This window comes from Chthoniobacter flavus Ellin428, from assembly GCF_000173075.1.
In the GTDB taxonomy this organism is placed as follows: domain Bacteria; phylum Verrucomicrobiota; class Verrucomicrobiia; order Chthoniobacterales; family Chthoniobacteraceae; genus Chthoniobacter; species Chthoniobacter flavus.
On the sequence record NZ_ABVL01000046.1, the window covers coordinates 1 to 26,437 of the forward strand.

Here is a 26,437-nt window from a genome sequence, read left to right on the forward strand (position 1 = left end):
CGCCGCCAGCAGTGGCAGCGGCGGATCGCCCAGGAAGTGGCCAATGAGCCGCGGATGCTGCGTTGTTTGAAACTGCTGGGCATCGGTCTGATCAATGCCTTTGCCCTGTTGGCGATCATCGGCGACGTGCGTCGCTTTAGCGGCCCGGAAAAGCTGGTGGCCTACGTGGGGCTCAACCCTGGTCAGCGCGACAGCGGCAAGGACAAGCGCATCAAGCTGGGGGTGGGCCGGCGAGGGCGCGGCGATCTGCGCCACCTGCTCATCCAAGGAGCGCAGGCGGTGCTGCGCGCCGGAGCTCAGACCACGCTGGGCCAATGGGGCTGGAAGCTCTTTGCCCGCAAAGGACATCGCCACATTGCCGTGGCCGCGGTGGCTCGCAAGCTGTTGGTTCAGGTCTGGCACGTCCTCTCGGACCATCCACCGCAAGCTCTGGAAACGAGCAAAAGCGTGACCCTTAAGCTGCACAAACTGGCCGTCACTCTGGGCAAGAGCCTGCGCGTGCAACTCGGACTGCCAGCCCAATTGAAGCCCTGCTTACTCGAACTGCAAAAGCGCTTCCTGCAACCCTCCGCCACTTAGCGCGCCCGGGCTGATGGGGGCTGCGCGCCCCCAAACCCCGCGCCGCTCGCCGCGGCGGCGTTTGGGGGGAACTTCCAGGCGTCGCCTTCGGCGACAGAAAGGAGAAACGAAAAACTTCCCAACAAAAAACTTGAATGACTACATGCCTGAAATCCGTGGTCAAAAAAATTTCCGCAAGCTGCGTACACTTTTCGGGTTAGCACTGTAGAGAGGAACGGCAGAAGACAATGAGACAATCAGACTATGGGACAACGAGGGGGCGCCCGTTCCACTGTCTCATTGGCCGCTCTTTTTCCCCCTCTGCGGCCCTCTGCGCTCTCGGCGTCCTCTGCGTTTAAATGGGTGGGGCCTTTGGTTGCGGCTCGGCCGCGCTGCGTCCTCTGCGTTTTTTTAGCCGCGGCCTACTTCAGCGTCTTGATGTACAGGATGATCGACTGAATCTGCGACTCGCTCAGCACGCCCTGGTAAACCGGCATGCCCGCCTCGACTTTCTCATATCCCTTCACGATCTTGGCGCTGGGGACGAGAATTGACTCGCGGATGTAAGCATCGTCCGCCACCACATCCGGCCCTTTCGATATCTGGACTGTCTTGCCGTACAACCCTTTCCACGGCGGACCGATCTTCGGCTGGATGGTATCATCGATCGCATGGCAGGCCATGCAGCCCATGAGCTGATACAACCGCTTGCCTTCCTCCGCGCTCGCCGGCGCGCTGGCCTGCGCGACCGTCGCCTTGGCCGTGAGATCGACCGAGATATCGCCAAACCCTTCCGCGGTGGGATTGAACTTCACCAATTCATACGGCGTGAAGAACGCGTTGCTCTCCAGCTTCGTGCCATCCTTGGCTACGATGCCCCAGCCGATGCGCATCTGCTGCACCGGCTTCATCCCCGGCACGCCGACGAACACGCTCTTCCCGTCCTTCGAGACATATGCGCTGCTCGGCGTGATCCAATCCTGCCCCGGCGTTTCATCCGCCTTCAAGTGCGGTGAGCCGTATTTGTAAGTGCGCTTGTAGTGCCAGCTCTCCAGCGTGTAGCTCGCTGGGTCGGCCGCCTTCTGCGGATCCACCTCCGTGTCAAAACGCAACAGCACACCCTTGTCCATTGGAATGACTTCCTTGGGCACGGTGCAGGTCGCGCCGGTGTAACGCACGCGGCCAAACCCACTCACCCGAGTCGCCGTGGTCCCCCACCCGATCACCTGAAAGCCGGTCATGTAGACCCAGCCGTCGGCCGGGTTCACCTTGGCGTTGAGCACCGGGATGTCGAAGTCATGCACCACGCTGACCACCGCGGCCTGCGGCTTGGTGCCACGCTCATTGAGCAACACGCTGAAAAGCTCCGGCCGATTGAACGCCACGTGAATCAGCGAATCATTCAGCGGCCCCATGTTCGCCCCGATGAGCCACGTTTGTGTGGCCGCGGAAGGATTGACCGGATGCGGAATCCAGGTGAGCGGATCGGCAATGGGTGCGGGATATTTTTCCTTCGGGAGCAATTCGGAAAGGAACCCATGATACTCGTCGCCCTTCACAATATAGAGCGGCGTGGTGGGCACATAGTTGCCCTCCTGGTCGCTCGCCGTGACCAATCCCGTGCGCGGATTCACCCCGATGAACGGCTGGCGGAAACCCACGCCGAGAATCTCGTAGCTCTTTCCATCCGCCGCGATGCGCAGCACGCTACCGTTCAGCTTGCTGATCGTCGAAGCCTGCTGTCCGCCCTTGGAAATGACGAACGAACCGTCCGGTGCGAGGCGCATCGACATCGGGAACTCGCGGCTCTCCGCCGATTGCGGGAAGGCATTGCAGAAAAGCTCATGCACATCGGCCACGCCATCGTTGTTCGTATCACGCAGGCGCCAGATGCCGTTGCGATCGAAAACATAGATCTGCTCATCGCGAATCGCGATGCCCATCGGCTCATGCAGCCCCGAGGCAAAACGCTTCCAATGCACCTCACCAAGATCCTTTCCCAGCCCACGAATGAGCCAGACATCACCATCGACCGTTACCCCCGCCGCTGTGCCATCCTTGAAGAAGGCCACGTCCGCCATGCGCACATTGCGCTTCCATGGATTATTCAGCGGCAGCGGGATTTCATCCTCCACAAAAGCGTCTTTCGAGGTCGAGAGCGTCGCCTTGGTGACCACCTCCTGCGGCCAGCGGTTGATGCTGGGTGCCGGATGCGAAACGACAATAAAATCCTTGGGGATGAACTCTCCGCCTTCGGAAAGAAAGACGGTAAATTCCAACGGCTTTTCATGCGCCGGAATGTGGGCCACCCAAGTCCCATCTTGTTGCTCCATGGTCGCGCTGCCCTTTGGCTCCCAAACGAGCATGGCGTTCACCTTGGGAGCCGCATCGCCGCCCAGCGGATGTCCGAGCACCAACGACACCGCATGTGGACAGGGCGCCAAACGCAAAGCGCGAGTGACCAGATGAGCATCGCCCCGGCTGCCAGCCTGGAGTTGTTCCTCCACCTCGGCACCATCCACCGTGTAGTCGAGGACCGCGCTGTGACCGTTCAAGCGCACCGCCTTGAATTGCCCCACGGACGGCGGGATCGGCCCGCGTCCCGGCTCTTCCGGACTCGGCTGCGGTTCACGCGGATCGTCGAACGAAACTTTGTCTCCGAGCTGCCAGCCCGGATAAACTCCATTCATCAACCAGACCTTGCCATCCGGCTTGGGCAGCTTGCTTTGTCCGCCGACCGTCTTCAGCGGCTTGTTCTGATAGGAAAGCGGGGCCAGCGAATCCTCGGTCACGCCTTTGCCCGTCCAGATCGCCGAAACGCGCAGCAGATCGGTATCGAAGCATGCCCAGCAATCGTTGCCCAGATTGAGCACAATTCCTCGCGGTGTGATGTTCCACTCTTTTGCATCCTTCGGCGATTGCGGACGCAAGTCCAACCCCGAAGAGAAAAACGGGAAATCCGGCTCAATCCACGGCTTCCAGGGATCATCCGCGGCAAAGGCCGATCCGCCCATCGTAACGAGAGCAGCCAGCGCCGGCAAAAGAGCGCGCGAAAGGAAAGCAGGACGAACAGGGAGGAATTTCATGAGCGATGAGCGTAGGGATGCCCTTTTGGAAGGGTTTCTTAGAGACTGTGAAATAAAGCGGCAGCGAGATTATATGGCCCGCGAATCACACAGATGACGCCAATGAAAAATACGCCCATTTGTGTCATTTGCGTAATTCGCGGGCACTTTTTTCAAATCTCTTAGAGCGTGTACCGAAAAGCTGGACAATAAGAAATGGTGACCGCGGATGACACGGATTTTTCGATCCTTGCTGCACCCGAAATCCGGACAATCAGCGTAACCCGTGGTCGTTCCCTTCTGTCGAATCAGCCTGGCGCGCCAACGGCGCATCGGACGGTGATCTGCACAAGCCTTTACAAGACTTTGCCAACCTCGATTTTTCCGCGCGTTTCCCGTCGCCAAAACACCCCTCCGCGCGCTGTCAACGTTCCACTTCATTTCCACAAAACTTTTATTCCGCAGCGACGATTGACTCCCCGATTTCGCGTCGCATCATGCGCCCTCACGCTTTTCTCATGATCGAAAAACATCTCGCTCGCATCGTCTCGGAACTGAAGCTCCAACCCCGCCAGGTCGCCGCCACGGCGGTGCTGCTGGAGGAAGGCGCCACCGTGCCTTTCATTGCGCGATACCGAAAGGAAAAGACGGGCGAGCTGGACGAAGTGCAGATCACCTCGATTCGCGATCGCATCGAGCAACTCGAGGAACTCGACAAGCGCCGCGAGGCGATCGTGAAGTCGCTCGAAGAGCGCAAGCTCATGACCGAAGTGCTCGCCGCGAAGATCGAGGCTGCGGACTCCATGACCACGCTCGAGGACATCTATCTGCCTTTCCGTCCGAAGAAGACGACCAAGGCCACCATCGCCAAGGATCTCGGGCTGGAGCCGCTCGCGGAAATTCTCTGGGCGCAGGATCCCGCGACCGACCCGCAAGCCGCCGCCGCGCCCTTCGTTGGCCCGGAAATCGAGATCAACGCCAAGAAACACAGCGTGCCCGATGTGGCGGCGGCGCTGGCCGGTGCGCGCGACATCCTTGCCGAGCGGATCAACGACGACGCCAATGCCCGCGCCAAGCTGCGCGAACTCTATCTCAACAAGGGCGTGATCAAGTCGAAGGTCATCAGCGGCAAGGAAGAGGAAGGCGCCAAGTTCAAGGACTACTTCGACTGGACCGAGCCGGCCGAAAAAGCGCCCTCGCATCGCATTCTCGCCATTCGTCGTGGTGAATCCGAAGGCTTCCTCTTCTCGCGGCTCGTGCCGGATGAAATCGAGGCCGGCGCGCTGCTCGAACGTCTTTTCGTCAAGGGCAAGTCGCCCGCTTCCGAACAGGTGAAGCTCGCGGTGCAGGATTGCTATAAGCGCCTGCTCGGCTTCGCCATGGAGGGTGAAGCCCGCACGTTCTACAAGAAGAAGGCCGACGAAGAAGCCATCCGCGTTTTCGCCGACAACCTGCGCGAGTTGCTCCTCGCCTCCCCGCTCGGGCAGAAGGTCACCCTCGGCATCGACCCCGGCTTCCGCACCGGTTGCAAGGTGGTGTTGCTCGATCGCCAGGGCAAGCTGCTCGCCCACGATGTCGTCTATCCCGAGAAGGGCGCGCGCGATCAGATGGAAGCGGCGGAGATGATCAAGGCCGTGGTCACGAAATACAAAGTGGAAGCCATCGCCATCGGCAACGGCACCGCTTCGCGCGAGACGGAAACGTTCGTCCGCAAGCTCGGCCTGCCGTCGTCGATTCCGGTGGTGATGGTCAGCGAAAGCGGCGCGTCGATTTATTCGGCGAGCGAAGTGGCCCGCGAAGAATTTCCGGACAAGGACGTGACCGTGCGTGGCGCGGTCTCCATCGGTCGCCGGCTGATGGATCCCCTCGCCGAGCTGGTCAAGCTCGACCCGAAATCGATCGGCGTCGGGCAGTATCAGCACGACGTGGATCAAAACGCGCTGAAGCGTTCGCTCGATGACGTGGTCATCTCCTGCGTGAACAACGTCGGCGTGGAGATCAACACGGCCTCGAAGCATCTGCTTGCCTACATCTCCGGCCTGAACGCGCGGGTCGCGGCCAACATCGTCGCGCATCGCGATGAAAACGGCCCCTTCAAGTCGCGCAAGGAATTGCTCAAGGTCAGCGGCCTGGGGCCGAAGGCGTTCGAGCAGGCGGCGGGCTTCCTGCGCATTCGCGACGGCGAGCATCCGCTCGATGGCAGCGCCGTGCACCCGGAGCGCTATGAGCTCGTCGACAAGATGGCCGGCGATCTCGGCTGCACCGTGCTCGACCTGCTCAAGGACAGCGGGAAGCGCGGGAAGATCCATCTCGACAAATACGTCACGACCGAAGTCGGTCTGCCCACCCTGAAGGACATTCTCGCCGAGCTCTCCAAGCCGGGCCGCGACCCGCGCCAGAAGTTCGAGGCGTTCAGTTTCGCCGAGGGCGTGGAGAAAATGGAGGACCTCAAGGTCGGCCTCAAGCTGCCGGGCATTGTCACCAACGTCACGGCCTTTGGCGCGTTCGTGGATATCGGCGTCCACCAGGACGGCCTCGTGCATATCAGCCAGATGAGCGACGAATTTGTGAAGAATCCGGCCGACGTCCTCAAGGTCGGCCAGCGGGTGCAGGCCACCGTCATGGAAGTGGACATGGCTCGCAAGCGCATCGCGCTCTCGCTCAAGACGAAGGTCGATCTCACTCCGCGCGACCAACGTCCAAAAGGCAGCGGCAACGACCGCGACGTGCGCAAGTTCCAGGACCGCAACAGCGGCGGTGGTGGCGGCTCCCGCCCGTCGGCGCCCAGCGGACCGAGCTGGTTCGACATGGCGCAGCAGAAGCGGGGCTAACCCAAAAGCGGAGATCGGGATGGCCACAAAAAGGCACAGAAAGCACAAAAAGGAGAATTCCTCTTGGGCTGTCGGGCCTCGCCGCCCGATGTCCTCACGTGGGTTGAGCGGCCGTGCTTTGTCATGCCCTCCCTTTGCGCCTTTTGCGCCTTTTGCGCCTTTTGCGCCTTTTGCGCCTTTTGCGCCTTTTGCGCCTTTTGCGCCTTTTGCGCCTTTTGCGCCTTTTGCGCCTTTTGCGCCTTTTGCGCCTCTTTGCGGCCATTCGGTCTCCTATTTAGATTAGGCCCACCGGTTTACCTGTATGCGCGTCACACCTATCCTCTTCGCTCTTGCGGCTCTGGCGTTGGGTGTCGCGTGCAAACCCATCTCCGCGGAACCCGCCGCATCTGCCCAGGCAACTCCGGCGGAACACATCACCAATCTCACCGAAGCGCGGCGTGGCTACACCACGCACCTCACACGGCATGTGCACCTCGGTGAACCCGCGCCGACGCCGCCGGATTTCTTTCGCCTGGTGAAATACACTTCGTCCGCCGGCGAACTGCCGGCCTACGTCGGCGTCGCGCAGAAAGGTGGCGGCAAGCATCCGGCGATCATTTGGGTCGTCGGCGGCTTCAGCAACAGCATCAGCGACCTCGCCTGGACGCCCAACCCGCCGGACAACGACCAATCCGCCACCACTTTCCGCGAAGCGGGCCTCGTGATGATGTATCCCTGCCTGCGCGGTGGGAACGATGCGCCCGGTTGGATGGAAGGTTTCTACGGCGAAGTCGACGATGTGCTCGCCGCCGCGGATTACCTCAGCAAGCTCGACTACGTCGATCCCCAACGCATCTATCTCGGCGGACACAGCACCGGCGGCACGCTGGCCTTGCTCGCCGCGGAATCGGTGAATCACTTTCGCGCGGTGTTCTCCTTCGGCCCTGTCGAGGATGTCACCGGTTATGGAGCGAAGAATCTGCCTTTCGACCTGAGCATTCATCGGAAAGCAACATTGCGCGAACCGGGCCGTTACCTGCGGGCGATCCAGACACCGACCTTCGTCTTCGAAGGCGCGGAAGGCCGCTCGAATATCGCGAGCCTTCGCGCGATGGCGAAAATGCCGCACTCGCCTGCGGTCCATTTCTACCCAATCGCCGGCGCGGACCATTTCAGCACGCTCCAACCCACCGAACGCCTCATCGCCCGCAAGATTCTGGCCGACACCGGCGCCGAGGTGAACATCCAGTTCACCCCGCAGGAACTGACCATCCCCGCGAAGCGCTGACCTCGCGGTGAAACTTGCCTAAAACGACCAACAACAATATTCTTTGTCATGCCACAACGCCCCAGCAAAAAGGCCAAAGCAAAACCCAACTCCAAAACCGGGATCGTCAAGGGTCTCATGGGCGGCGATAAGGCGTCGCAGAAGCGATACGAAGACAAGGCCGCGAAGACCATCCTCGGAAAATACGAGGGTCGAAAATCGATCGATCGCGGCTAGTCTGCGAACGGCGGCCGTTCTTCTACCTCGGCGATACCGCGTGGGAGCTGTTTCACCGGGTCAATCGCCAGGACCTACTGGAATCGGCCTCCGCAGGTTACCCTATCACAGCTTTCACCATCCCCACCCCATGAACCGCATCATCCTTGCCATCGGCGTCAGCTCCCTTTGCCTTCCCCTGCTCGCCGCCGATCCCGCTCCGAAATCCGCGACTCCATCGTCGACCACTCCCGCGGCGACGCCGGCCGCCACGCCACGGCCACAAGTCCCCCCGCCCACGGTGGCCGATTTCCATTATGGCCCGCACCCGAAGCAGGTCCTCGATTTCTACAAAGCTCCGTCCGACAAACCGACGCCACTCGTGTTTTATATTCACGGCGGCGGTTGGGTCCATGGCGAGAAACAACCCGTCGCGGTGGCCAACTATCTCAAGAACGGTATCTCGGTCGTCTCGATCCAGTATCGCTTCACCACGGATGCAGTGGCCGAAGGCCAATGGCCGCCAGTCGAATGGCCGCTCCACGACGCCGCGCGCGCCCTGCAAACCGTCCGCAGCAAAGCGCGGGAATGGAACATCGACAAGACGCGCATCGGCGCGACCGGCGGTTCCGCCGGCGCCTGCTCCAGTCTGTGGCTCGACTTTCACGACGACATGGCCGACCCGAAGAGCAGCGATCCCATCGCGCACGAGTCGACGCGCCTGACCTGCGCCGCGGTCAATGTCCCGCAGACCACGCTCGATCCACAGCAGATGAAAGAATGGACGCCGAACAGCAAATACGGCGGCCATGCCTTTGGCTTCCCCAGTTTCGCCGAGTTCCTCGCCGGCCGCGACAAGGTCATGCCATGGATCAAGGAGTATTCGCCCTACGAGCACGTCTCCTCGGACGATCCGCCGATCTATATGTCCTTCCCCACCGCGCCCGCGCTCGGTCAGGACCAAAAGGATCCCACGCACACCGCGAACTTCGGTGTGAAGCTGCAGGAGCACTGCAAAGAAAAGGGAGTCTCGTGCGAGCTCGTCTACCCCGGCGCGCCCGATGTCAAACATCCGAAGATCGAGGATTTCCTCATCGAGATGCTGAAGAAGTAGACGTCATGGCGGAAACGAAGGTCATCGCATTTTCGATGGCGTTCACTGGGAGCGGCGACTTTCCAGTCGCTGACCCTATCCAACGCGCGCAGCGCCAATCCCGACAGGCATCGCTCCACGGCGCAGGGCGACTGGAAAGTCGCCCTTCCCAGTGAGGCCGTTCCCAACCGTGTCTAGTTCATCCCAAGCGACCGCAGCATGAAGGCGATCTCGTCCGCCCGCTCGGCGATAACCTTCGTCATCGGCTTGTTGCCGCCGTGACCGGCGCGGGTCTCGATGCGGATAAGCACCGGCGGGCCGTCCTTGGCCTGACACTCCTGCAGACGCGCGGCAAACTTGAAGCTGTGCGCGGGTACCACGCGATCGTCGTGATCGGCGGTGGCAACGAGCGTCGCCGGATACCGCACGCCGGGCTTGATCGCCTGCAGCGGTGAATAGGCATAGAGCGCGCGGAACTGCTCCGGATTCGACGCCGAGCCATACTCGCTGCGCCACGCCCAACCGATGGTAAACTTGTCGAAGCGCAGCATGTCCATGACGCCGACCGCCGGCAGTGCCGCTCCGAAGAGCTCCGGCCGCTGCGTCAGGCACGCGCCAATCAGCAGCCCACCATTGCTGCCGCCCTGGACCGCCAGCTTCTGCGAACAGGTGTATTTATTCTCGATGAGCCACTCGGCAGCGGCGATGAAGTCATCGAAGACGTTTTGCTTCTTCAAGATCATTCCCGCTTGATGCCATTCCTCACCGTATTCCCCGCCTCCGCGAAGGTTCGGCATGGCGAAGACACCGCCCCGCTCCATCCACACCAGATCGGCGACATTAAAGCGCGGCGTGAGGCTGATATCGAAACCACCGTAGGCGTAAAGCAGCGTCGGGTTGGCGCCATCGAGTTTCAATCCACGCTTGTAAGTAATGAACATCGGCACGCGCGTACCGTCCTTGCTCTTATAGAAGACCTGCTTCGTCTCGTAGTCGTTCGGGTTGAAATCAACATGCGGCTCACGAAATACAGCGCTCTCGCCGGCGGTGAGATCGAGTCGGTAGATGGTGCCCGGCACCGTAAAGCTGGTGAAGGAATAGAACGTTTCCGTGTCCTTGCGCTTCCCGCCGAAGCCGCCCGCCGAGCCCAGGCTGGGCAGCGCCAATTCACGAAGGAATTTGGCGGGACCGTCGGTCGCCTCCGCGTTGAAAAGTCGCACGACACTATGCGCATCGTGCAGATAGGTGCAGATGAATTGATCGTGAACGACCGACACGCCCTCCAGCGCATCGACCTTTTCCTGCGGAATGACCTCCACCCAGCGATTGCGCTGCGGATGCGCGGTGTCGATCGCGATGACCCGACCACGCGACGCATCGAGATCCGTCTTGAAATAAAAGACCGGCCCGATGTTATCGATGAAGTCGTAACTGGCATCGAAGTCGTTGAGCAACTCGACGACCGGGCTCTTTTCGTCCGCGAGGTCCTTGAAGAAGACGCGGTTCCGCGAATCCGTCCCTTGCGAGACGTGAATGATCAGATAGTGCCCGTCATCGGTAACGTTCCCGTTAAAACCCCAATCCGCATGGTCGTGCCGCTCGTAAACGAGCACGTCCTCACTCTGCTTCGAGCCGAGCCGGTGAAAGTAGAGCTTCTGAAACTCGTTGAGCCCCTTCTTTTCCTCGCCGGGCTTCGGCGCATCGTAGCGGCTGTAGTAGAAGCCGCTGCCGTCCTTCTTCCACGAGGCGCCGGAGAACTTCACCCATTCCACGAGATCTTCCCGATCTTCGCCGGTGGCGACGTCGCGCACGTGGTATTCCTCCCAGTCCGATCCTGCTTTGGACAAGCCGTAGGCGAGATACTTACCGTCCTCGCTCGGCGAGTAACCGCTCAACGCCACGGTGCCATCGGTGGAAAGCGTATTGGGATCGAGCAACACCCGTGGCGTGGCGTCGAGCTTCTCCGCCACATAAAGCACACGCTGATTCTGCAGACCGCTGTTGCGGGTGAAGAAGTAGCGCCCCCCCTCGTGAAAGGGCACTCCGAAACGCTCATAGTTCCACAGCTTGGTCAGCCGCTCCTTGATCGCGGCGCGTTCGGGAATCGTGTCAAGATAGGCAAAGGTCACCTTGTTCTCGGCCTCCACCCACGCCTTGGTCTCCGCGGAATTATCGTCCTCCAGCCAGCGATAAGGATCGGCAATCTTGACGCCATGGTAGTCATCGACCTGGTCGCTCTTGCGAGCCACCGGGTAAGGCAAATGAGTGTCGTCAGCCAGCAGCACGGCTGGGACGAGCAACAGGGCACCACACAGGGCAAAACGGGAGGGAAGCGTGGTCATGGATCAGAGCTTTTTGGCGAGAATGAAACTGCGGCCCACCGCCGTCGGTTGAAAGTCCGTCCATTCAAATCCGAGTTCACCAAGATAGGCGCGCATCTCCCCGACCGAGTAGCATTTCCCTTCGGTGATATTCATCAGCAACGCCGAATACTCCGCCGCGTGCAACGGCCCGGTCTTCTCCGCATTGATGTGCATATCATGCACGATGAGCGAGCCACCTTTCGGCAGCGCCGCGTACGACTTGGCGAGCAACTTGCGAACGGGTTCTTCGTCCCAGTCGTGCAGCACATTTGAGATGAGGTGGACGTCGAATCCGGTGGGCCAATCATCGGCAAACATATCGCCCGTCGTGACGCTCACCTTCTCGCTATAGCCCCGCTTGGCGATGCTTTCACGGGCGATGCGATCCACCGGTTTCTTTTCGAAGACCGAAGCGCGGAGGTGCGGGTGTTTCGCCACCATCGCGCAGGAGTAAATGCCCGATCCGCCCGCGACATCGAGCAGCGCCTTGTTTTCCGAGAGATCGAGCTTCTTCGCCATCGCCGGCCCGAGCACCACGCCGCGACAATCCATCGCCGCGGTGAATGGCCCGGCGAAATCCTCGCGCTCCATGGCCTGCGCCCAGGCTTGCGGATCGTAGCTCCCCCAATTGGCCGGCTTCCCTGTGCGCAGGACCTTCAACATATCCAGCGTCTGCGGCCGATCTTTCATCGACGTGTAGTAAGGCGTGAGATCCCACGGCGAGCCTTTCACCAGATGTTCGCGCGACCGCAGGGTGAGATGAAAGACGCCGCCCGATTGCGTGATGAGCCCCATGGCGTTGAGCAAGGTCATGAGTACATCCGTCGGCCTCGAATGAATCTCGAAATGCGCACAGATCGCGCCGAGGGTGGAGGGGTGCTCGCTCAGCCAGGTGAAGAAGTCCAGGTGCACCATCGCGGCGGCAAGCAGGTCCGTGGCGACGATGGCATCCCGCCCGCGATAGAGCGGCAGTGGATCGGTGGCGGGTTCGGAAAGGAGTGGATCGACAGGCATAAAGGGCTCTCACCTTTGCCTGATCCGTTGGCCTTTGGCCACGCGGAAAGCAACGCAGCGACGCGCGGCTTAGTCGTAGATGCGCTGACCGAAGACGCCGATGTGGTAGCGCCGGCCCAGCCAATCGTAGTAATCGACCACGCTGCGCCTCTGGTCATACGCTCCCTTGTCGAGCGGGTTCGTCAATGGAGTTGCGTGAAGCAACACCGCCATTTCGATGCGGTTGCGGCGACGCCTGCAAAGCGGACCTTAGTCAGAGGCCCGACTCAACGAGCGGGACCGACAGAGCCTCCACGCCGACGACACAAACCACCGCATACGGCCAACCCGCCGACCAGCAATGCTGCCGGGCCCGGCTCTGGGACGGTCTGCGCAATGAATTCCGAAAAAAGGCTGACCCGCGTGGCACCGTCGATATCGCCATAATGCCCGTCCGGATTTGCTGCATCCGGATTCGTCGAAGGCGCGGCGATGTACGAATTCACCCCCACCAGATAGAGCGTGCCGCCGATCATCGCGAACTCGCCGCCGCCACTATCCGCCGCTGCGAGGCTGCCTTCCAAGGAAAGCGCGGATGCGGAGGAATTGGCCTTTCCGCCGGTATTGAGGAGGCTCAGGGAATTGCTGGTGCCGGAAGGGTTGTCGAAATCGAACAGGTAGGACGTGGAAGGCAGTCCCGCACTGATGGTCGACGCATCGAGCACGTCGATGACGTTATTCATGCCCCGGCGCTGGCTGTCGGCAGTCACTCCTCCGGTGAGACCAGTGCCCGAAAAGCCGTAACCGATGGCAGTGACGGTCTTATTCAATTCCGCCGTTCCCGTGTAGTACTGCACGGGAGTAACACCGGTCACCGGCGCGCTCAGGCGTATGACGCTCAAATCGTTTTGCTGGGTGCTGGAGTTGTAACCAGGCGCACTGAAAATGGCCGAGACGCCATAGGCATTGCCGCCGATCGTAAAAGTGCTGCTGCCCGGCGACGATCCGGCCCCGCCTCGACGAGGATGGGTGGCCGTGACGACATACTCGTTTAGGCCAAATGGATCGGTGATGAGCGTGCCTCCAAAAGACCCGCCGGAAAAGAAGCCCGCGGCTTGGTAAGTCGGGTCCGCGCCCAGCGTAAGGTAAGAAGAATCTGGAGTATCGTCGCGGATGGTGATCGCCGAGGCCAGGGGCGCGAACGCGACGCCACAGAGTGCGGTCAAGAAAACGGATTGGGAGAAGGGAAAGCGCATCGAAAATGCAGCCGCCACGGGAGCGGCCGATGGGGCGTCATTTCGCATACCCAGCGAGCAGCGGCAAGGTTTCCTCGGTGAACAACGTGTAAAGTTTGGCCTGAAGGAGATCGGAAATTCCGTTGCCACGTCGCGCGCTTCCTTCGCACACTTCGGCCTCCCAATGAAAACCCTCGCCTCCCTCCTCCTCGCTATCGTCTTTCTTACCATGTCCTCCATCGCCGCCGACGGACCGGTCCGTCACATCGTTCACTTCAAGTTCAAATCCACCGCTACGCCGGAGCAGATCAAGCACATCACCGACGAATTTGCCGCGCTGAAGACCAAGATCAGCCAGGTCGAATCGCTCGAATGGGGCACGAATTCGAGCCCCGAAGGCTTGAGCAAGGATTTCAAGTACGTCTGGATCGTGAGCTTCAAGGACGCCAAGGATCGCGACGCCTATCTCGTGCACCCGGCGCACAAAGCCTTCGTGGACATCCTCAAGCCAATCCTCGATGACGTGATGGTCGTCGACTTCGTGCCAGAGAAGTAAGGCCCGGATTTAAAAACGCAAAGGTCGCGGAGACGCAGAGGAGAGGAAGCGCGAAGCGCCCCAAAAAGCCCGTCATCCTGAGCGAAGCGGGGAAGCATGGGCGGAGTCGAAGGACCTCACGCTTCCGAGGGTTTTCGCGCGGAGCTTCCACGCCCTACGCGCGAGCACGCGCTTACTATTTTTCCCTCCGCCTTCGCCCGTGATATTGGAGGTCCTTCGACTGCGCGCCCCGCCCACCTACGCCCCGGGGCACTTCGCTCAGGATGACAGGTTTTTTGGGGGCGCTTCGAGCTTTCCTCTGCGCCTCTGCCTCTGCGTTGAATCCCTACTTCCGCGTGGCGAGATACTCGACGAGGTCGCGCAGTTCCGACTTGGACAGGAAGTCCATGAGGTTCGGCGGCATGGGCGAAGGAGCGCGCTGGCGGTTCTTGATCTGCGACACTTCCACGGTCACGACCTGCGGTTTGCCCTTCTCGTCCATCGTCTCGATCTTCAATTCCTTGTCGCTGTGTGCGGCGAGGCGGCCAGCGACGACGCTGCCATTCTGAAGCGTCAGCACGGCGATCTCAAAGCCCTCGGCGATCTGTTTGTCCGGATAGACGATCGATTCGAGGATGTATTCGCGGTTCTTGCGCGAACCGACGTGCGTGAGGTCGGGGCCGACCACACTGTCACCGGTCTCGCACTTGTGGCAGCGCAGGCACTGCGTCGCTTCCTTCTCGCGGAAGATCTTGCGGCCGCGCTCGACGTTGCCGCCGACGAGGGCCACACGGAACTTGGCAAGGGCGTCAGCCGTCGGGAGCGCCGCTTCGTACTGGGCGAGTTTGTTCTTCAGCTCCGCGTTGTCGTGTGCGGTCGCGGCGTCGATCACGTCGAGCTGAATTTCGCCGGGAAGCTGATGCGCGATGAGCTTGTCGAGTTGCGTAGAAAGGAGCTTGATCGCCTCGGGATTTTGAATCTGCGTGAGCGCACCCAGTGCCCCTTGCTTCTCCTTGGTGCTGCCCTTCTCGAGCACTTCGGCAATCACTTTCACCGCGGCCACCGGATCCGCCACCGCGAGCGCCTTCAGGCCCTCACTGCGCACTTCCGTGTTGCCATCCTTGATTGCGTGGTGGGCGACTTCCGCGAGGTGTGAATCCTTGAGTTCGGTCAGCGCTTTGACCGCCTCGGCGCGCGCCGCGGCGCTGGACTTGTCATTCATCGCGAGCAGCGCGAGCGGCTCGCCGGTGTTCTTCAGCGAGAGCTTGCCGGCCAGCTTGGCCAGCGTTTCCTGGATCGCCGCCGGCGCGTCCTTGAAGAGCTGAGCCGCCGTCGCCTTCATGGCCACGGACGCGTCTTCATCGCCGCGATCGGGCAGCGGACGCCACTGGTTGAGCAAGCGGTCCTTCGCATCCGGGTGCGCCCAGTCCGACAGCGCGTTCAGCGCGTCTTTGCGAGCGCTTTCCGGCATCTGCGTATTGGCGGCGAGCTCGGCCAGTGCCTTCGCATTCTCCGCCTTGCCGAGACGATAGTTGGCATTCACCACGCGATTGAGAATATTCGGATTCTTGATCGCTGTATTTGTCGTCAGCGCCGCGAGCGCCGGCAGCGCGCCTTGGATCGGCACATCATGAATGGCGCGGGCGGCCTCGAGCACCACGGACTCATCCGCGTCCTTGAGGAATTGGGCCACCAGCGGGCTCTCCAACCGGCGCAACGCCACCACCGCATCGCCGCGCATGGCCACGGACGGATCGTGCGCCTTGGCCGCGATCTGCTCGGCCGTGCCGGTAGCAATCAAGCCCATCACGCCGCCGTGACGCACGATCGGGTCCTTGTCGTCGTTCTCCACAAGCATCGCGCAGAGCGGATCGAAAGCATTCTTGTCGGCGGTCTTGCTGATGCCCATCGCGGCGAAGAAACGCACGCGGTTTTCCTTGTCCTTCAACATCTCGACGAACTTGGCAGACACTGCGTTCACCTTGTGATCGCCGAGCACGTGAGCGGCTTGGGCGCGCACTTCCGGGTCGGCATCGGCGAGCAGCGCCGGCAGGGAATCCAGAGCGCCCGCATTTTTGGCGAGCTGGCCGAGGCCCCAGATGGCGTGCAGACGCGCCAACGGATTCGCGACTTTCGTGTCCGCCGCCACCGCGGCAAAGGTCTTGATGGAACCGGCGCCGCGATTCGCGAGCTCGAACTGCGCCGCCTGCCGCACGCGCATGTCGGCGTGCGCCAGCAGCCTGGCGAGTTCGTCGTCGGAACGCTTCGTCATGCCGTCGAAAATCAGCTTCTCCGTCTCCTTCTGCAGCGCCGTGTTGGCGTTCGCCGGATCGGTGAATTTATACATGCGGCCCTTGCCCACCCCGCCCCAGCTCGCCACCCAATCGAGCACATAGAGCGCGCCGTCATTGCCGAATTCCACGTCGGTGGTGAGCATGCCCTTCAGCCAGTCGCGATGCGTAGCGGTGAAGAACGCGCCCTTCGGCTCGGTGTGAATCTCGTGCACCACGCTGGCCGCCGCGCCGCCGCGGAAATCGCTGAGATAGAAATTCTTGTAGTACTTCGGCGAGAGCCCCGTGCCGGGATTGTAGGTCAGCCCGCTCGGGCCGTTACCGATATTCGCCACGCAGGGAATGATGTAGCGCACCGTCGGCGCGATCACTTCATCCCACGGACGCTCGCGCATCCACGGACCGCGATCCGGCAGATACTGAAAGGCCATGCGCCATCCGCAATCGCCGCCTTCCACGAGATAGGTGAAGCGCACCTTGTCGCCGGCGTCGGAGTTGTTGTCGCCGGTGAAAAGGTTGCCGTGCTCGTCAAACGCGAGTTCCTGCGGATTGCGCACGCCGGTGGTGAAAATCTCGAAGTCCGTGCCGTCCGGATTGCAGCGCATGATCGAGCCGCTCTCCGTCTGCGCGATGTCCTTGCCCTCCTTCGTCTTCACGTGCAGCGCACGATCGCCGATCGAGAAATACAGCTTTCCGTCCGGCCCGAAGCGCAGCCCGTGCATGTCGTGTCCGCGCAAGGCAAACTTGATGCCGAAGCCGGAGAGCAGTTTCTCCTTCACGTCGGCCGTGCCCGTGCCCTTCGTATCGCGGAAGTGCCAGAGATTCGGGATGCAGGTGTACCAGATCTCGTCGCCCCGCGCGATCAAGCCTGCGCCGGTGCCATCGAGCGCGTCGCGGAAGCCATCGGCAAAGATCGTCGATTTGTTGGCGATGCCGCTGCCCGTGGTATCCTCCAGCCGGCGGATGCGGTCTTCGTATTTGGCAAACTTCTGCTCGAAGAGGGTCGTGTCCGGCACGTGCTTGTGCATATAGGCCAGCCGGTCCGCGAGCGATTTCGAGGCAATGTCCTCATCGCGCCATTCCGCGTGCCCGCGGTCGTCCTCGATGCCCTTTTCCTGCCGGAACGTTTCCGCCACATACCAATGGCCCTTCTCGTCCTCCGTGAAGCAGACCGGATTCGCCAGCAGCGGCTCCGCGGCCCACAGATCGATTTTCAGGCCTTCGTCAAACTTGAACGACTTGATCGCATTCTGCCCTTCATCTGAAGCCGGCGCCACACCCTCCGAGGACGCGCCGCTGCCGTGACCTCCACCCTCTTCGGCGGCGATGAGCGACGCCAGTGGGAGAGTGGCAACGAGGACGGCGGGAAGAAGCAGTGGTGATTTCATGCGATCGGGGAAAATGGGAGCGAAAGACAAGCAGTGTTTTCCCTTCACCGCAAGCCGCAGACGCAACAGGTCCTCGTGACTGCAGCTTTCGCCTCCCCTCAAAGAGGCTGCGAAAAAAGTGCCCGCGAATCACGCCAATGACACGAATGATGTGTCTTTCATCCGTGTCATTCGCGTGATTCGCGGGCCTCTCTACCCTTGCATCGGTCCATTTTACAGTCTCCCAGCTTTAGGGGTCACACCCGAGCGGGAGGTCCGGTCAAGGAACCACCCCTCGCGCCGATTTCGATTCAGTCTTTGTTATGAAAACGACCAAATACTTCACATTGGCCCTCGCGGCCATGTGCGCTTTGGGCGCTTCGGCGCTGGCGGATCAGCAACCCAACCAGAAGGCGAAGATGTCCGGAACCAAGGTCCAAAAGACCGAGAAGACGAGCAAGACTTGGGATAGCCAATCGCAGCCCCTGCGCACGATCGGTTACCCGGTGGTCTTCCTCGAGCGCACCGGCCACTCGCTCATGCACTCGCCGCAGATCGTTTCCGATACTTTCAAAGGCAAACGTAATCTGGTGAGCAAGAAGGGCGTCATGACCGAACGCGACACCAAGAAGGGCACCCCGAAGATGTCCTCCACCAAGACGGAAAAATCGTCCACCGCGACCAAACGCGGTTAACGCAGCCCGGCGACCAAACGCCACTTTCCCCACCCGCGCCCCGCGCGCGGGTTGAGGAATGATTCCAAAACTCAACGTGCGTGCGCGCCGTACCACACTGACGGCGCGCACGTTTTTTGTGATGTATTCCCTATTGCTGTTCACCGGCAGTGCGTGTCTTGTGAATTTGTGCCCGACGAACTGGTTGGATCGACTCTCACCGCCCCGGCCAATGGCCACCCGGCAATGGCCTCCCGCGTCCTCGATCTTCCCGATGGCCGCCAACTGGCCATCGCCGAATACGGCGATCCCCACGGCACCCCTGTCCTCTTCTGCCACGGCTGGCCCGCGTCCCGCCTGCAAGGCGGCCTGCTCCACGAAGCCGCCTGCGCCCTCGGCGCCCGTATCATCGCGCCGGATCGCCCCGGCGTGGGCCTCTCTCCCATTCATCCCGGCCGCACCCTCACCGACTGGCCCAAACTGATCGGCGACATGGCCGACGTCCTCGGCCTCGAGCAATTCCGCGTCCTCGGCGTTTCCGGCGGTGGCCCTTATGCCCTCGCCGCCGCCTGGGGTCTTCCCGATCGCATCCCCGTCGTCTCCGTCGTCTGCAGCGCGCCCCCGCTGGCCGAGCGCAAAGACATTCGCTACCTGAATCCCGCCTACCGCTGGCTGCTCCGCACCCAACGCGTGCGCCCCAGCGTCCTGCGCTGGGTCTTCCGCGCCGCCCGTCCCGTCGCGCGCCTGCGCCCACCGCTCTGGATCCGCCCGTGGATACTCCGCAAGATGCCCCCTCCCGAGGCCGAGACCCTGGCCGACCACGCCATCTTCGAAAGCTGCTTCCGCAACTACCGCGAATCCTGGCGCGTCGGCGCCGATGGCCTCTACGGCGACGGCGTGATCTACACGCAACCCTGGGGCTTCCCGCTCAATGAAGTGCGCGTTCACGTCCGCCTCTGGCACGGCAAACAGGACGCCAATTTCGCCTGGCAACTCGCCGAGGAAATGGTCGCGCAACTCCCCAACTGCGAACCGCGCTTCCTCGAAGACGAAGCGCACTACTCCCTCGCCATCCGCCACCGCCGCGCGATCCTCGCCGACCTGCTGACCTACCAAAGCTAGGCGACGGTCGGTTTCGGAGGTCGTCATTCACGCGGCGCTTGCTTGCTCATAAAGTAGGCGACGCCTATTCCCATGACCGCCGGTGCGGCCACCATCGCCGCGCACATGCAGGCAATAGCCCACGCCATGGACTCGCTGCCGCTAACATGCGGGAACATCAGAAGAACTAAAAATGCTATGACCGTAGAGGCGCCGCCAGAACAGAGTGCGACGTAAACAAACTGTAATTGTGGTAGAGGCTTGGATTCCTGGCTCATAGGTGTGTTGGTTCAATGTGACGAGCGATAAGCCGCCACATTTTAATCCATTGGTATTCCAAAGACGATCATGCCGAGAAATGCCGACACGAAAAAATCTGCCGCGTATGCGGTGAGGGAGCCCGCGAGGAACACCCATTTCTGTCCCACTCGAAGCGTGGTAAAAAATGGCGCCGCTCCACAACAGATCAGACCAATCAAAGCGGCCGCCAGCTCGAAATAATCCAGGAACGGTCGCCATGAATACCCGTAGAACCGATGGATACCGTCAGCCGCGAATACGACAGGCCACATGAGCAAACCGATGGTGAGTAAAGATGCGGCGGAAAGCCCAATGCGTGGCCGCGAAAACGTCATACCGGTGCGAAGTTGCCCGACCAGAGTTCAGGCACGCGGGGGGTGGTAACACCGGTCCACCAGCAACTTCTCGATAAACCGAGAGCGCCATCCCGCGTGACCTGCAGCAATTTGTCAGGCCGCGTGCGATCGAGGAAACAGTGCATATAAATCAAACAGCGCGTGGGCAACGATCAACGGCCATAGCTGGCGCCACTTCCAATAAACAAATCCAAAAATCAAGCCAATCGGAAAGACCACCACGATGGCATTGGCACCTTGGTAGGCGTGCAGAAACGCGCGAAACAGCGCACTCGCTAATACTGCAGCCCACATGCCATACCGTTCCAACGATCGGACGAAGTAACCAATCTCAATGGTTTCTTCAAAAACAGGATTGATTGCCGAAGCGAGAATGAGCAAGGGCACAGACACATGGCTGGCCACCGGCAGGAATTGCGCCGACCCTGGGAAAATGGCATTGGCCAGCAAGACACTGACGCCTATCGCCGACCCTGCGGCTAAACACAGAAGAAAGCCTGCTCCGGTAGATCTCCAGGTAGGCTGCAAACCGAATGATTGGAACGACCAACCGCGGATGCGGCCACTCCAGAATGTGACGGCCAAGCCCGACAATTCGATGATGACCAAAGTCAGTGCCCCGCTGTCGGTGAACTCGACCGCCGAGCTGACTCTCCACGAATGGCTGGCAACGGCTACGATACTTCCGATAATACCCCACCAAAAACAAACGAATATCACGAGAAAGAACTCTACGGGCGCGGAAAGATTGCGGATGAACGACTTCATCGTGTCAAGCCGCCTAATGCCCCGCTCCCGCCATGGCGGCAGACTGCGAAGGGACCACAGAATTGCTGTGCGGTGGGTTCTTTGGGCAGCAGCAGGCATGACGGCCCGAAGCAGTCCGCGGTGCTTGGTTAGGCTTTGCCATGCTTGGAAATCTGTTCATAAATCCACTCCAAGAAAACTGCAAAATCCGCCCAGTCCATCACGACTGCATGGTCTGACCAGATAACAACGTGAAACTCCGGTCCATCGCTGCCGAGATCGAAGGCGTAGATGTCCGGCCATGATGGCTGCTCCTCTCGCATGAATGGTAGAAATGCGCCCGGGATATGGTCGCGCGCCGCTGTAATGTCGGGCGCCGACAAAAGCAGCCGTGTATCAGAAAATGCACGGCGAAAGCGTTTTGTCGCGAGAAGACGAGATAACTCTTCAACCTTGGCCGCGAAGGACGACGGATACCTGAAACCGATCGTCCGTTCGACTTCGTCAAGCTGCTCTCGAATGGCCATGAGGTGTGATGCCACCTATCGCTCCAAATCGCCAAGGTGGGTGAAGTTCTTTGGGGAGCAGCAGGCATGGCAGCCCGGAGCACTTCGCCTGCGGCGCTTGAGGAGGCGTCATTTGTGGATTGGAAAAAGCGCTTCAAGTCCCGGAGACTTTGTTCCGGGGTGGCCTATGATCCCAGTAAAGCGGAAATAGTTGTCTGGGTCAGTGTGCCAGCGATAGGTAGCCTCATACTCAACACCGTCCAAGACGAACCGAAACCGCAGGACGGGGATGCGATCCGAACCGGCAACCGTTTCGAAATGTGCGGTGCCTTGGGAGGTCTTGCCGGCAATGGTTCGAGTCACTCTCAGATTGGCACCGTCGACCCGAAGCGTGACCTTGCCTGAATACGTCGTTGTAGAGTCTGGCTTTCGACCGATCAGGTCATAGTCTCCGGCCATGACGTCGCTCAGCGACTCCTCCTCGGTTGATTTGGACACCGCGTCGGCTCTGCAAAGGGTGCTTCCCGGAACGAAAACCAAGAATACGAAAATCGCGAGAAACGCTGTCGTGACGCCAACGACCCCAATCCTGCCACGGCGGGAGACGGGCCTGGACACGGCGAACGCAGGAAAGCGTTCCCGGCCCGTTCGCCGCAGCGCCTGGCTAGACGATTCGTTCATTGCAAGTTGAGGATGAAGGTAGCGCCCGGCGGAAACTCCTGAAGGTAGAGAGCAAGCCGACCGGGAACGCAAGACACGACGGTGCCCCAGCCTGAAGCCAGCGCGCTCTCGATGGCGTCCTCCAGCGGTAACTCGCGTGCGTCGCTGCTGCTGTCGCCGATGACGTAGGCTAAACGACCCGCACCACGACGACGAAGCACTTGAGCCAACTCGGATGCTGAAGTGCGAGGAATCTGAGTCGCGCGCTCCGGGATGAAGTCGAAGAAGTGGTTCCAACGGCTAAGAATCTCGGCACGTCGCTTTGGGTTGGGTAGAAACTCCAAGTAGCGAGAGCGCTTGTCGGGAACGACAAACGTCTCAACGAAAGCCACCTCGTGCGTCGAGTTCGGCGTCGCTTCGATTGCGGTTTGTTTTGCTTTCATTCACACGAGACGCGCAGAAGCGCCCAAAGCTCTGCGCTTGGATTAGACATTTCCGGTTGCGTCGGAAATGGTGCGACGAAAGTGAATGAGTTGCCTGGCGATGTCGAATCCAAGCTGACGGTGGAAACGGATGCTGGCCTCGTTGTCGGCGTGGCAATCGGATGCCAACTCGACACAGCCGTGAGATGCTGCCCAGTTCTGGGTCGCAGTGACGAGCTGGCGACCGACTCCTTGGCGGCGGAAAGCGGGCCAAACGAAAATACCCTCGACGTAGCCTACAGGACGTGACGTGCAGCCCTCGGCTGAGGAACGCAGCGACACCTCGATGAAGCCGCAAAACTCGACACCGCTCTGGATGGCAACAAACGTGGCGAAGGAGCCGTTGCGGCTGGCGTAATCGCGCATCTCGGTAACGTGACGCTCCGGTGTGCAATGCGGCCAAAGAGCCGAACGCATGGCCAGCCAGGCATCATGGTCTGTCGGAAGCACTTCACGGACATTCATTCCTGTTTCTGGCTGCGTCTCCCCGTTTTCACGGCCGATGTAGGTTGGCCATGATCAACGCTCCGAATTTCCAGTTTCTGAGGAGGCGCTTCGGTTGAACGGGAAGCCATGCTCAAAGGCTTTCAGCTGCTCCAATCGACGTGACAATGCGGAAAACACGTAACAGCAAAGGCAGGCAAAAGAGAAATGCCACATGCTGAAGTAAAAACGGTGCCAGGCAACGCTGTGGATACGTAACGACCAAACGAATGGTAAGCAACGGCAAGAAGTAAGACCAACGGGCGAGATGAGCGTCGCAAGAGTAGCTCGCGAACAAGAGCCAAACTCCTGACAGCAAACCGAGCAAAAGTCCGACGACAAAGAAAGTCGGTGCGTGCGAGAACAGAAACACGGAAATCATGGAGTGCGCGTAGCGACGTCTGAGGAGGCGTTGGTGGCCCACAAAGGATAAAATCGTCGATATACAAATGCGAGGGCCAAGGGAGCAACGCGGACGAGAGACAGGGGCCAATCATCCTCGTTGGGCGGAAATGTCGGATAGGAAATCCAATAGTCGATGCTGGCATGGTTTCCGGAGCGGGAATATCCGCCGCCTGCATCTTGTATCTCGCCTTGGAAGTAGGGTGAGACGTAACGAAAGGGAACGAAGTAATCGTAGGCCATGAACGCCAGGCAACTAAAGAAGATGGTGGCATAAATGTAGAACACGATCGAGCTGCGCAGCAAGATGAACGGGACTAAGGCGAGTCCGCTCCAGACAAAGAGCACGATCGGAGCATAAAACAACTTCTGCAGTGGTGCGGTGTGGATGATGAACGTCTTCGCTCCGAGGTCATACAACGCGGCGAAGCCATACAGAGCTGCGCAAGATGGCAATAATCGTAAAAGAGGAATTCCGATCCTGACGACAGTTGCCTTCGTGAACTTGCTCATGGGCATGCGCCTACGCCTCCAAGCTCAGCAACACGCCGGAGTGGCGGGGAGACGTGTTCGCTGCAACGCTGGGTCAGGCGTTTCGTCGAACTCGGGATTGAAGCTCTTCATAGAAAGACTCCCACGAGGCAGCGTCGCTGAATGCGCGACGTGGAATGACGTGCGCGGCATACTGGGAAATGTAAGCGTAGATGTAGCGCCGAGTCCGAACAAGACGCGGAATGCCAGGCCACCTTTGTTCTGTGCGGTTGAACTCGGTCTCCTCGATCAGACCAGTGTCGGCAAGCGTAATCGTGTGCTGGGTGAGAAACGTTTTGTTGGCTTTGGAGATGAGGCTCAGCAGGACGATGACGCTAAAGAAAATGAAGAAAGCCAGCATGAAGAGTAAGACCATGATGGCGGTCGTCAGCAAACGAATTCCCAGTGCAGCCGACGCCGGTACAGCCGTGTATGAGGAGATGCAGGCGAAGCCAAAGAGCAGCGAGTAGAGAGCGAGCATCACAGGCGACCGCGAATAAGTGTATGCCGAGAAAGACAGGATGTCTGCAAAGGTATTGGTGTATTGGATGCTTGCCATGGGTCGGTTATAGAACACGGGTAGAAGCGCCTAACGCCCCCAATCCCGCAATGGCGGGAGACGGGTCTGTGAGCGGGTCGAACGCAGGAGGGAGTTCTCGGCTCACCTGCAGCGCTTGGAAGGCGTCATGGTGCATTGAGGACGGATCACTCGCCATAAAAAACCTCACCAGTGCCATCCATGTAATACAAATCCATGATCTTCAGGACTGCGGATCGAACCCGAAGACACGGAGTTCTTGTTTGCAGCGGCAGGCTTTTGCGATGCGCGCGGCCCACGCGACCGCCTGGTCGCGTGAGGGCAGTTCGAGCACGGTAAAGCCGCCGTTGAGCGGGGGAGCCCCAAGGGTAGCCGCCCTCGGCAACCGCGCCGTCGGCGGAAACGAGCACGGGTGGAACGGCTTCGTCGATGCCGCCGCCAAAGACGTAAACGTCAGCGGCTTTCGCTTCATCGATAACGGCGTGCGCGTCGCGCCCCACCGCCTCCCATTCACCGTCGGGCACGACCATTGCCGCGCTGGGAAAGGAAATCAGGTATTTGGCCATGTTGCTTTCAATTTGAGGATTGATGTTGGGAATAAAGCGGGTGAGTCGCCCCCAATCCCGCCATGGCGGGAGACGGACCCGTGAACGCGTCGAACGCAGAAGCGAATTCCCGGCCCGTTCGCCTGCAGCGCTTGGTTAGCATCCCAACCACGCTGCGCGCGGAGCAATGAGCGAAGGAACTGATCCTGTTTCTGGTTCTGTCTCCCCGCTTTCATGGCCGATGTAAGTTGTTCATAGTCAACGCTCCGAAATTCCAGTTTCTGAGGAGGTGTCATTGCGTGACCTCCACCTCTCCACGTGGTCGGGACATGAATCCGGGTATCTCGCCAGAAGCAACGCTCGACGTGAGGCCCGGGCAGCGGCTGAAACCGAATCGGGAATACCTGCTGCGGTGACTTGGTAAATGTCTGGTAGAAATCTCGCTCCGACTCCGACCGCCGGAACATCCCCTGCCAGAATCCGAACCTCCGACCAGATGGTGCGAAGATCTGCGGCTGGAGCGAGCCCATGCTGCGCAAGCCCTCATACGAACGGGCGGGCGTGACAAACCCGTCGAACTCTGTGCCATCCGCGAACGTAAGTCGGGCACTCACCAAGAACATCTCGTCTGCTCCAACTGGCGGCTTCTCGAGCCAAGGTCGAAATGTCTCCTCGTCGGTTTCCTCATACCACTCCGCGCCGTAGTCGAGCGTGTGGACGCTGACCCAAATAGGATGCTGCCTGAAATCTTCCGGCTTTAGATCGCCGAACTGTTTGAGTATTGGACGTGGCATACGATGACATCAACGCCCCCAGCATCGGAAAAATAGGCCGCTTCGCTGTTTTAAGTGGGTGAAAGGGAGGGGAGGTGAAGTTGGAGGCGGCCGGCTTTGAGCAGAGCCATGAGGCGGAAGTTGCGGAAAGAACGAAAGCCGCGAGCCATGCGTTTGGCCAGTTGGAGCAGACCGTTGATCGCCTCGATCACGCCGTTGGTGACACGGGTTTCCAGGAAAGCCACGATCCCGTCCCAATGTTCCATGACGCTGTCGGCCAGTTTGCGAAAGGGGACCAATCGAGATCGTCTGGCACGAGTCACCCACCAGCGCAGGGCCACCGCATCTTCGCCGGCCAGCACGTCCTGGAAGGTTTCGCGCAACATCATGGCCCGGCCCAGTTTGGGATATTGGGTGCAGAGTTGCTGGCGGTGCGCGAGTTGTTCCTCCGAGCGCGTCCAACTGTTGCCTCGGATCGCCCAAAGTTCACCGGCCAGTCCGGCCCCTTCACGGCGCAGTTGCTTGCGCACGTCATCGAGTGCTTTG

The 26,437-nt window shown here is 60.3% G+C and carries 25 protein-coding genes and 1 pseudogene; 9 read left to right on the plus strand and 17 right to left on the minus strand.

Features of this window, described 5'->3' with window-relative positions; genetic code table 11:
* Positions 1–579, plus strand: a 579-nt coding sequence (locus tag CFE428DRAFT_RS31735; protein ID WP_157447716.1) for a transposase, incomplete at its 5' end; no start/stop codon positions are given.
* A gap of 401 nt (positions 580–980) precedes the next feature.
* On the opposite strand, the gene CFE428DRAFT_RS40150 is transcribed toward CFE428DRAFT_RS31735, so the two are convergent.
* Entirely contained in the window at positions 981–3,644 is a 2,664-nt protein-coding gene (locus tag CFE428DRAFT_RS40150) for a DUF6797 domain-containing protein (protein WP_131990185.1), read from the minus strand.
* A gap of 497 nt (positions 3,645–4,141) precedes the next feature.
* On the opposite strand from CFE428DRAFT_RS40150, the gene CFE428DRAFT_RS31745 reads away from it, so the two are divergent.
* The 5 genes from CFE428DRAFT_RS31745 (at position 4,142) to CFE428DRAFT_RS31755 (ending at position 9,030) form a co-directional block, all read left to right on the plus strand.
* A complete protein-coding gene (locus CFE428DRAFT_RS31745; RefSeq protein ID WP_006983850.1) occupies positions 4,142–6,454 on the plus strand; it encodes a Tex family protein in 2,313 nt (770 codons plus the stop codon).
* 301 nt (positions 6,455–6,755) lie between these two features.
* A complete protein-coding gene (locus CFE428DRAFT_RS31750) occupies positions 6,756–7,721 on the plus strand; it encodes an alpha/beta hydrolase family protein (protein WP_006983851.1) in 966 nt (321 codons plus the stop codon).
* 48 nt (positions 7,722–7,769) lie between these two features.
* Entirely contained in the window at positions 7,770–7,937 is a 168-nt protein-coding gene (locus CFE428DRAFT_RS38130) for a hypothetical protein (protein WP_006983852.1), read from the plus strand.
* Positions 7,919–8,071, plus strand: coding sequence for an apiosidase-like domain-containing protein (locus CFE428DRAFT_RS41495; protein WP_420196908.1), 153 nt, complete (start codon positions 7,919–7,921; stop codon positions 8,069–8,071). Before CFE428DRAFT_RS38130 ends, CFE428DRAFT_RS41495 begins: the two co-directional genes overlap by 19 nt.
* Positions 8,068–9,030: an alpha/beta hydrolase family protein gene (locus CFE428DRAFT_RS31755; RefSeq protein WP_006983853.1), complete on the plus strand. Its 963-nt coding sequence runs from the start codon at positions 8,068–8,070 to the stop codon at positions 9,028–9,030. The genes CFE428DRAFT_RS41495 and CFE428DRAFT_RS31755 overlap by 4 nt, the downstream gene beginning before the upstream one ends.
* Positions 9,031–9,203: 173 nt before the next feature.
* Here the strand turns inward: CFE428DRAFT_RS31755 and CFE428DRAFT_RS31760 are convergent, their stop codons facing one another.
* The 4 genes from CFE428DRAFT_RS31760 to CFE428DRAFT_RS31770 all read right to left on the minus strand — a co-directional run bounded on the left by CFE428DRAFT_RS31760 (position 9,204) and on the right by CFE428DRAFT_RS31770 (position 13,591).
* Positions 9,204–11,351 carry a prolyl oligopeptidase family serine peptidase gene (locus CFE428DRAFT_RS31760; protein WP_006983854.1) on the minus strand — a complete coding sequence of 716 codons (2,148 nt, stop codon included), beginning with the start codon at positions 11,349–11,351 and terminating at the stop codon, positions 9,204–9,206.
* 3 nt (positions 11,352–11,354) lie between these two features.
* Positions 11,355–12,386, minus strand: a complete 1,032-nt coding sequence (locus CFE428DRAFT_RS31765) for a methyltransferase (RefSeq protein WP_006983855.1) — start codon at positions 12,384–12,386, stop codon at positions 11,355–11,357.
* 69 nt (positions 12,387–12,455) lie between these two features.
* Positions 12,456–12,599, minus strand: coding sequence for a hypothetical protein (locus CFE428DRAFT_RS40155; protein ID WP_006983856.1), 144 nt, complete (start codon positions 12,597–12,599; stop codon positions 12,456–12,458).
* A gap of 53 nt (positions 12,600–12,652) precedes the next feature.
* A complete protein-coding gene (locus tag CFE428DRAFT_RS31770) occupies positions 12,653–13,591 on the minus strand; it encodes a trypsin-like serine protease (protein ID WP_157447717.1) in 939 nt (312 codons plus the stop codon).
* A gap of 193 nt (positions 13,592–13,784) precedes the next feature.
* Between CFE428DRAFT_RS31770 and CFE428DRAFT_RS31775 the strand changes: the two genes are divergently transcribed.
* Positions 13,785–14,156: a Dabb family protein gene (locus CFE428DRAFT_RS31775; RefSeq protein WP_006983858.1), complete on the plus strand. Its 372-nt coding sequence runs from the start codon at positions 13,785–13,787 to the stop codon at positions 14,154–14,156.
* 325 nt (positions 14,157–14,481) lie between these two features.
* Here CFE428DRAFT_RS31775 and CFE428DRAFT_RS31780 read toward each other — a convergent pair whose 3' ends face one another.
* Positions 14,482–17,814: a PVC-type heme-binding CxxCH protein gene (locus tag CFE428DRAFT_RS31780; protein WP_006983859.1), complete on the minus strand. Its 3,333-nt coding sequence runs from the start codon at positions 17,812–17,814 to the stop codon at positions 14,482–14,484.
* A 302-nt stretch (positions 17,815–18,116) separates the two neighbouring features.
* On the opposite strand from CFE428DRAFT_RS31780, the gene CFE428DRAFT_RS31785 reads away from it, so the two are divergent.
* Together CFE428DRAFT_RS31785 and CFE428DRAFT_RS34835 are read left to right on the plus strand one after the other, a co-directional pair.
* Positions 18,117–18,488: a hypothetical protein gene (locus CFE428DRAFT_RS31785; protein ID WP_006983860.1), complete on the plus strand. Its 372-nt coding sequence runs from the start codon at positions 18,117–18,119 to the stop codon at positions 18,486–18,488.
* Positions 18,489–18,713: 225 nt separating this feature from the next.
* A complete protein-coding gene (locus CFE428DRAFT_RS34835) occupies positions 18,714–19,589 on the plus strand; it encodes an alpha/beta fold hydrolase (RefSeq protein ID WP_006983861.1) in 876 nt (291 codons plus the stop codon).
* Positions 19,590–19,612: 23 nt separating this feature from the next.
* On the opposite strand, the gene CFE428DRAFT_RS38145 is transcribed toward CFE428DRAFT_RS34835, so the two are convergent.
* The 11 genes and pseudogenes from CFE428DRAFT_RS38145 to CFE428DRAFT_RS31845 all read right to left on the minus strand — a co-directional run.
* Entirely contained in the window at positions 19,613–19,846 is a 234-nt protein-coding gene (locus CFE428DRAFT_RS38145) for a hypothetical protein (RefSeq protein ID WP_131990189.1), read from the minus strand.
* Between the two features lie 42 nt (positions 19,847–19,888).
* Positions 19,889–20,203 carry a hypothetical protein gene (locus CFE428DRAFT_RS31795; RefSeq protein WP_131990190.1) on the minus strand — a complete coding sequence of 105 codons (315 nt, stop codon included), beginning with the start codon at positions 20,201–20,203 and terminating at the stop codon, positions 19,889–19,891.
* 114 nt (positions 20,204–20,317) lie between these two features.
* Positions 20,318–20,992 carry a CPBP family intramembrane glutamic endopeptidase gene (locus tag CFE428DRAFT_RS34840; RefSeq protein ID WP_049975815.1) on the minus strand — a complete coding sequence of 225 codons (675 nt, stop codon included), beginning with the start codon at positions 20,990–20,992 and terminating at the stop codon, positions 20,318–20,320.
* A gap of 128 nt (positions 20,993–21,120) precedes the next feature.
* Positions 21,121–21,498, minus strand: a complete 378-nt coding sequence (locus CFE428DRAFT_RS31805; RefSeq protein WP_042726244.1) for a hypothetical protein — start codon at positions 21,496–21,498, stop codon at positions 21,121–21,123.
* 108 nt (positions 21,499–21,606) lie between these two features.
* On the minus strand, positions 21,607–22,158 hold the full coding sequence (locus CFE428DRAFT_RS31810) for a hypothetical protein (RefSeq protein ID WP_006983865.1): 552 nt from the start codon (positions 22,156–22,158) through the stop codon (positions 21,607–21,609).
* On the minus strand, positions 22,155–22,580 hold the full coding sequence (locus CFE428DRAFT_RS31815; RefSeq protein WP_006983866.1) for a hypothetical protein: 426 nt from the start codon (positions 22,578–22,580) through the stop codon (positions 22,155–22,157). Before CFE428DRAFT_RS31815 ends, CFE428DRAFT_RS31810 begins: the two co-directional genes overlap by 4 nt.
* 42 nt (positions 22,581–22,622) lie before the next feature.
* The gene (locus tag CFE428DRAFT_RS31820) at positions 22,623–23,084 is read right to left on the minus strand and encodes a GNAT family N-acetyltransferase (protein WP_006983867.1); all 462 of its coding nucleotides are present in this window, start codon (positions 23,082–23,084) and stop codon (positions 22,623–22,625) included.
* A 396-nt stretch (positions 23,085–23,480) separates the two neighbouring features.
* Positions 23,481–24,017, minus strand: a complete 537-nt coding sequence (locus CFE428DRAFT_RS31825) for a hypothetical protein (RefSeq protein ID WP_131990191.1) — start codon at positions 24,015–24,017, stop codon at positions 23,481–23,483.
* 73 nt (positions 24,018–24,090) lie between these two features.
* The gene (locus tag CFE428DRAFT_RS31830; RefSeq protein WP_006983869.1) at positions 24,091–24,594 is read right to left on the minus strand and encodes a YcxB family protein; all 504 of its coding nucleotides are present in this window, start codon (positions 24,592–24,594) and stop codon (positions 24,091–24,093) included.
* A 202-nt stretch (positions 24,595–24,796) separates the two neighbouring features.
* Positions 24,797–25,139 (minus strand): annotated as a pseudogene (locus CFE428DRAFT_RS31835) (YciI family protein).
* Between the two features lie 823 nt (positions 25,140–25,962).
* A partial coding sequence (locus tag CFE428DRAFT_RS31845; protein WP_042726247.1) for a transposase occupies positions 25,963–26,437 on the minus strand: 475 nt, incomplete at its 5' end.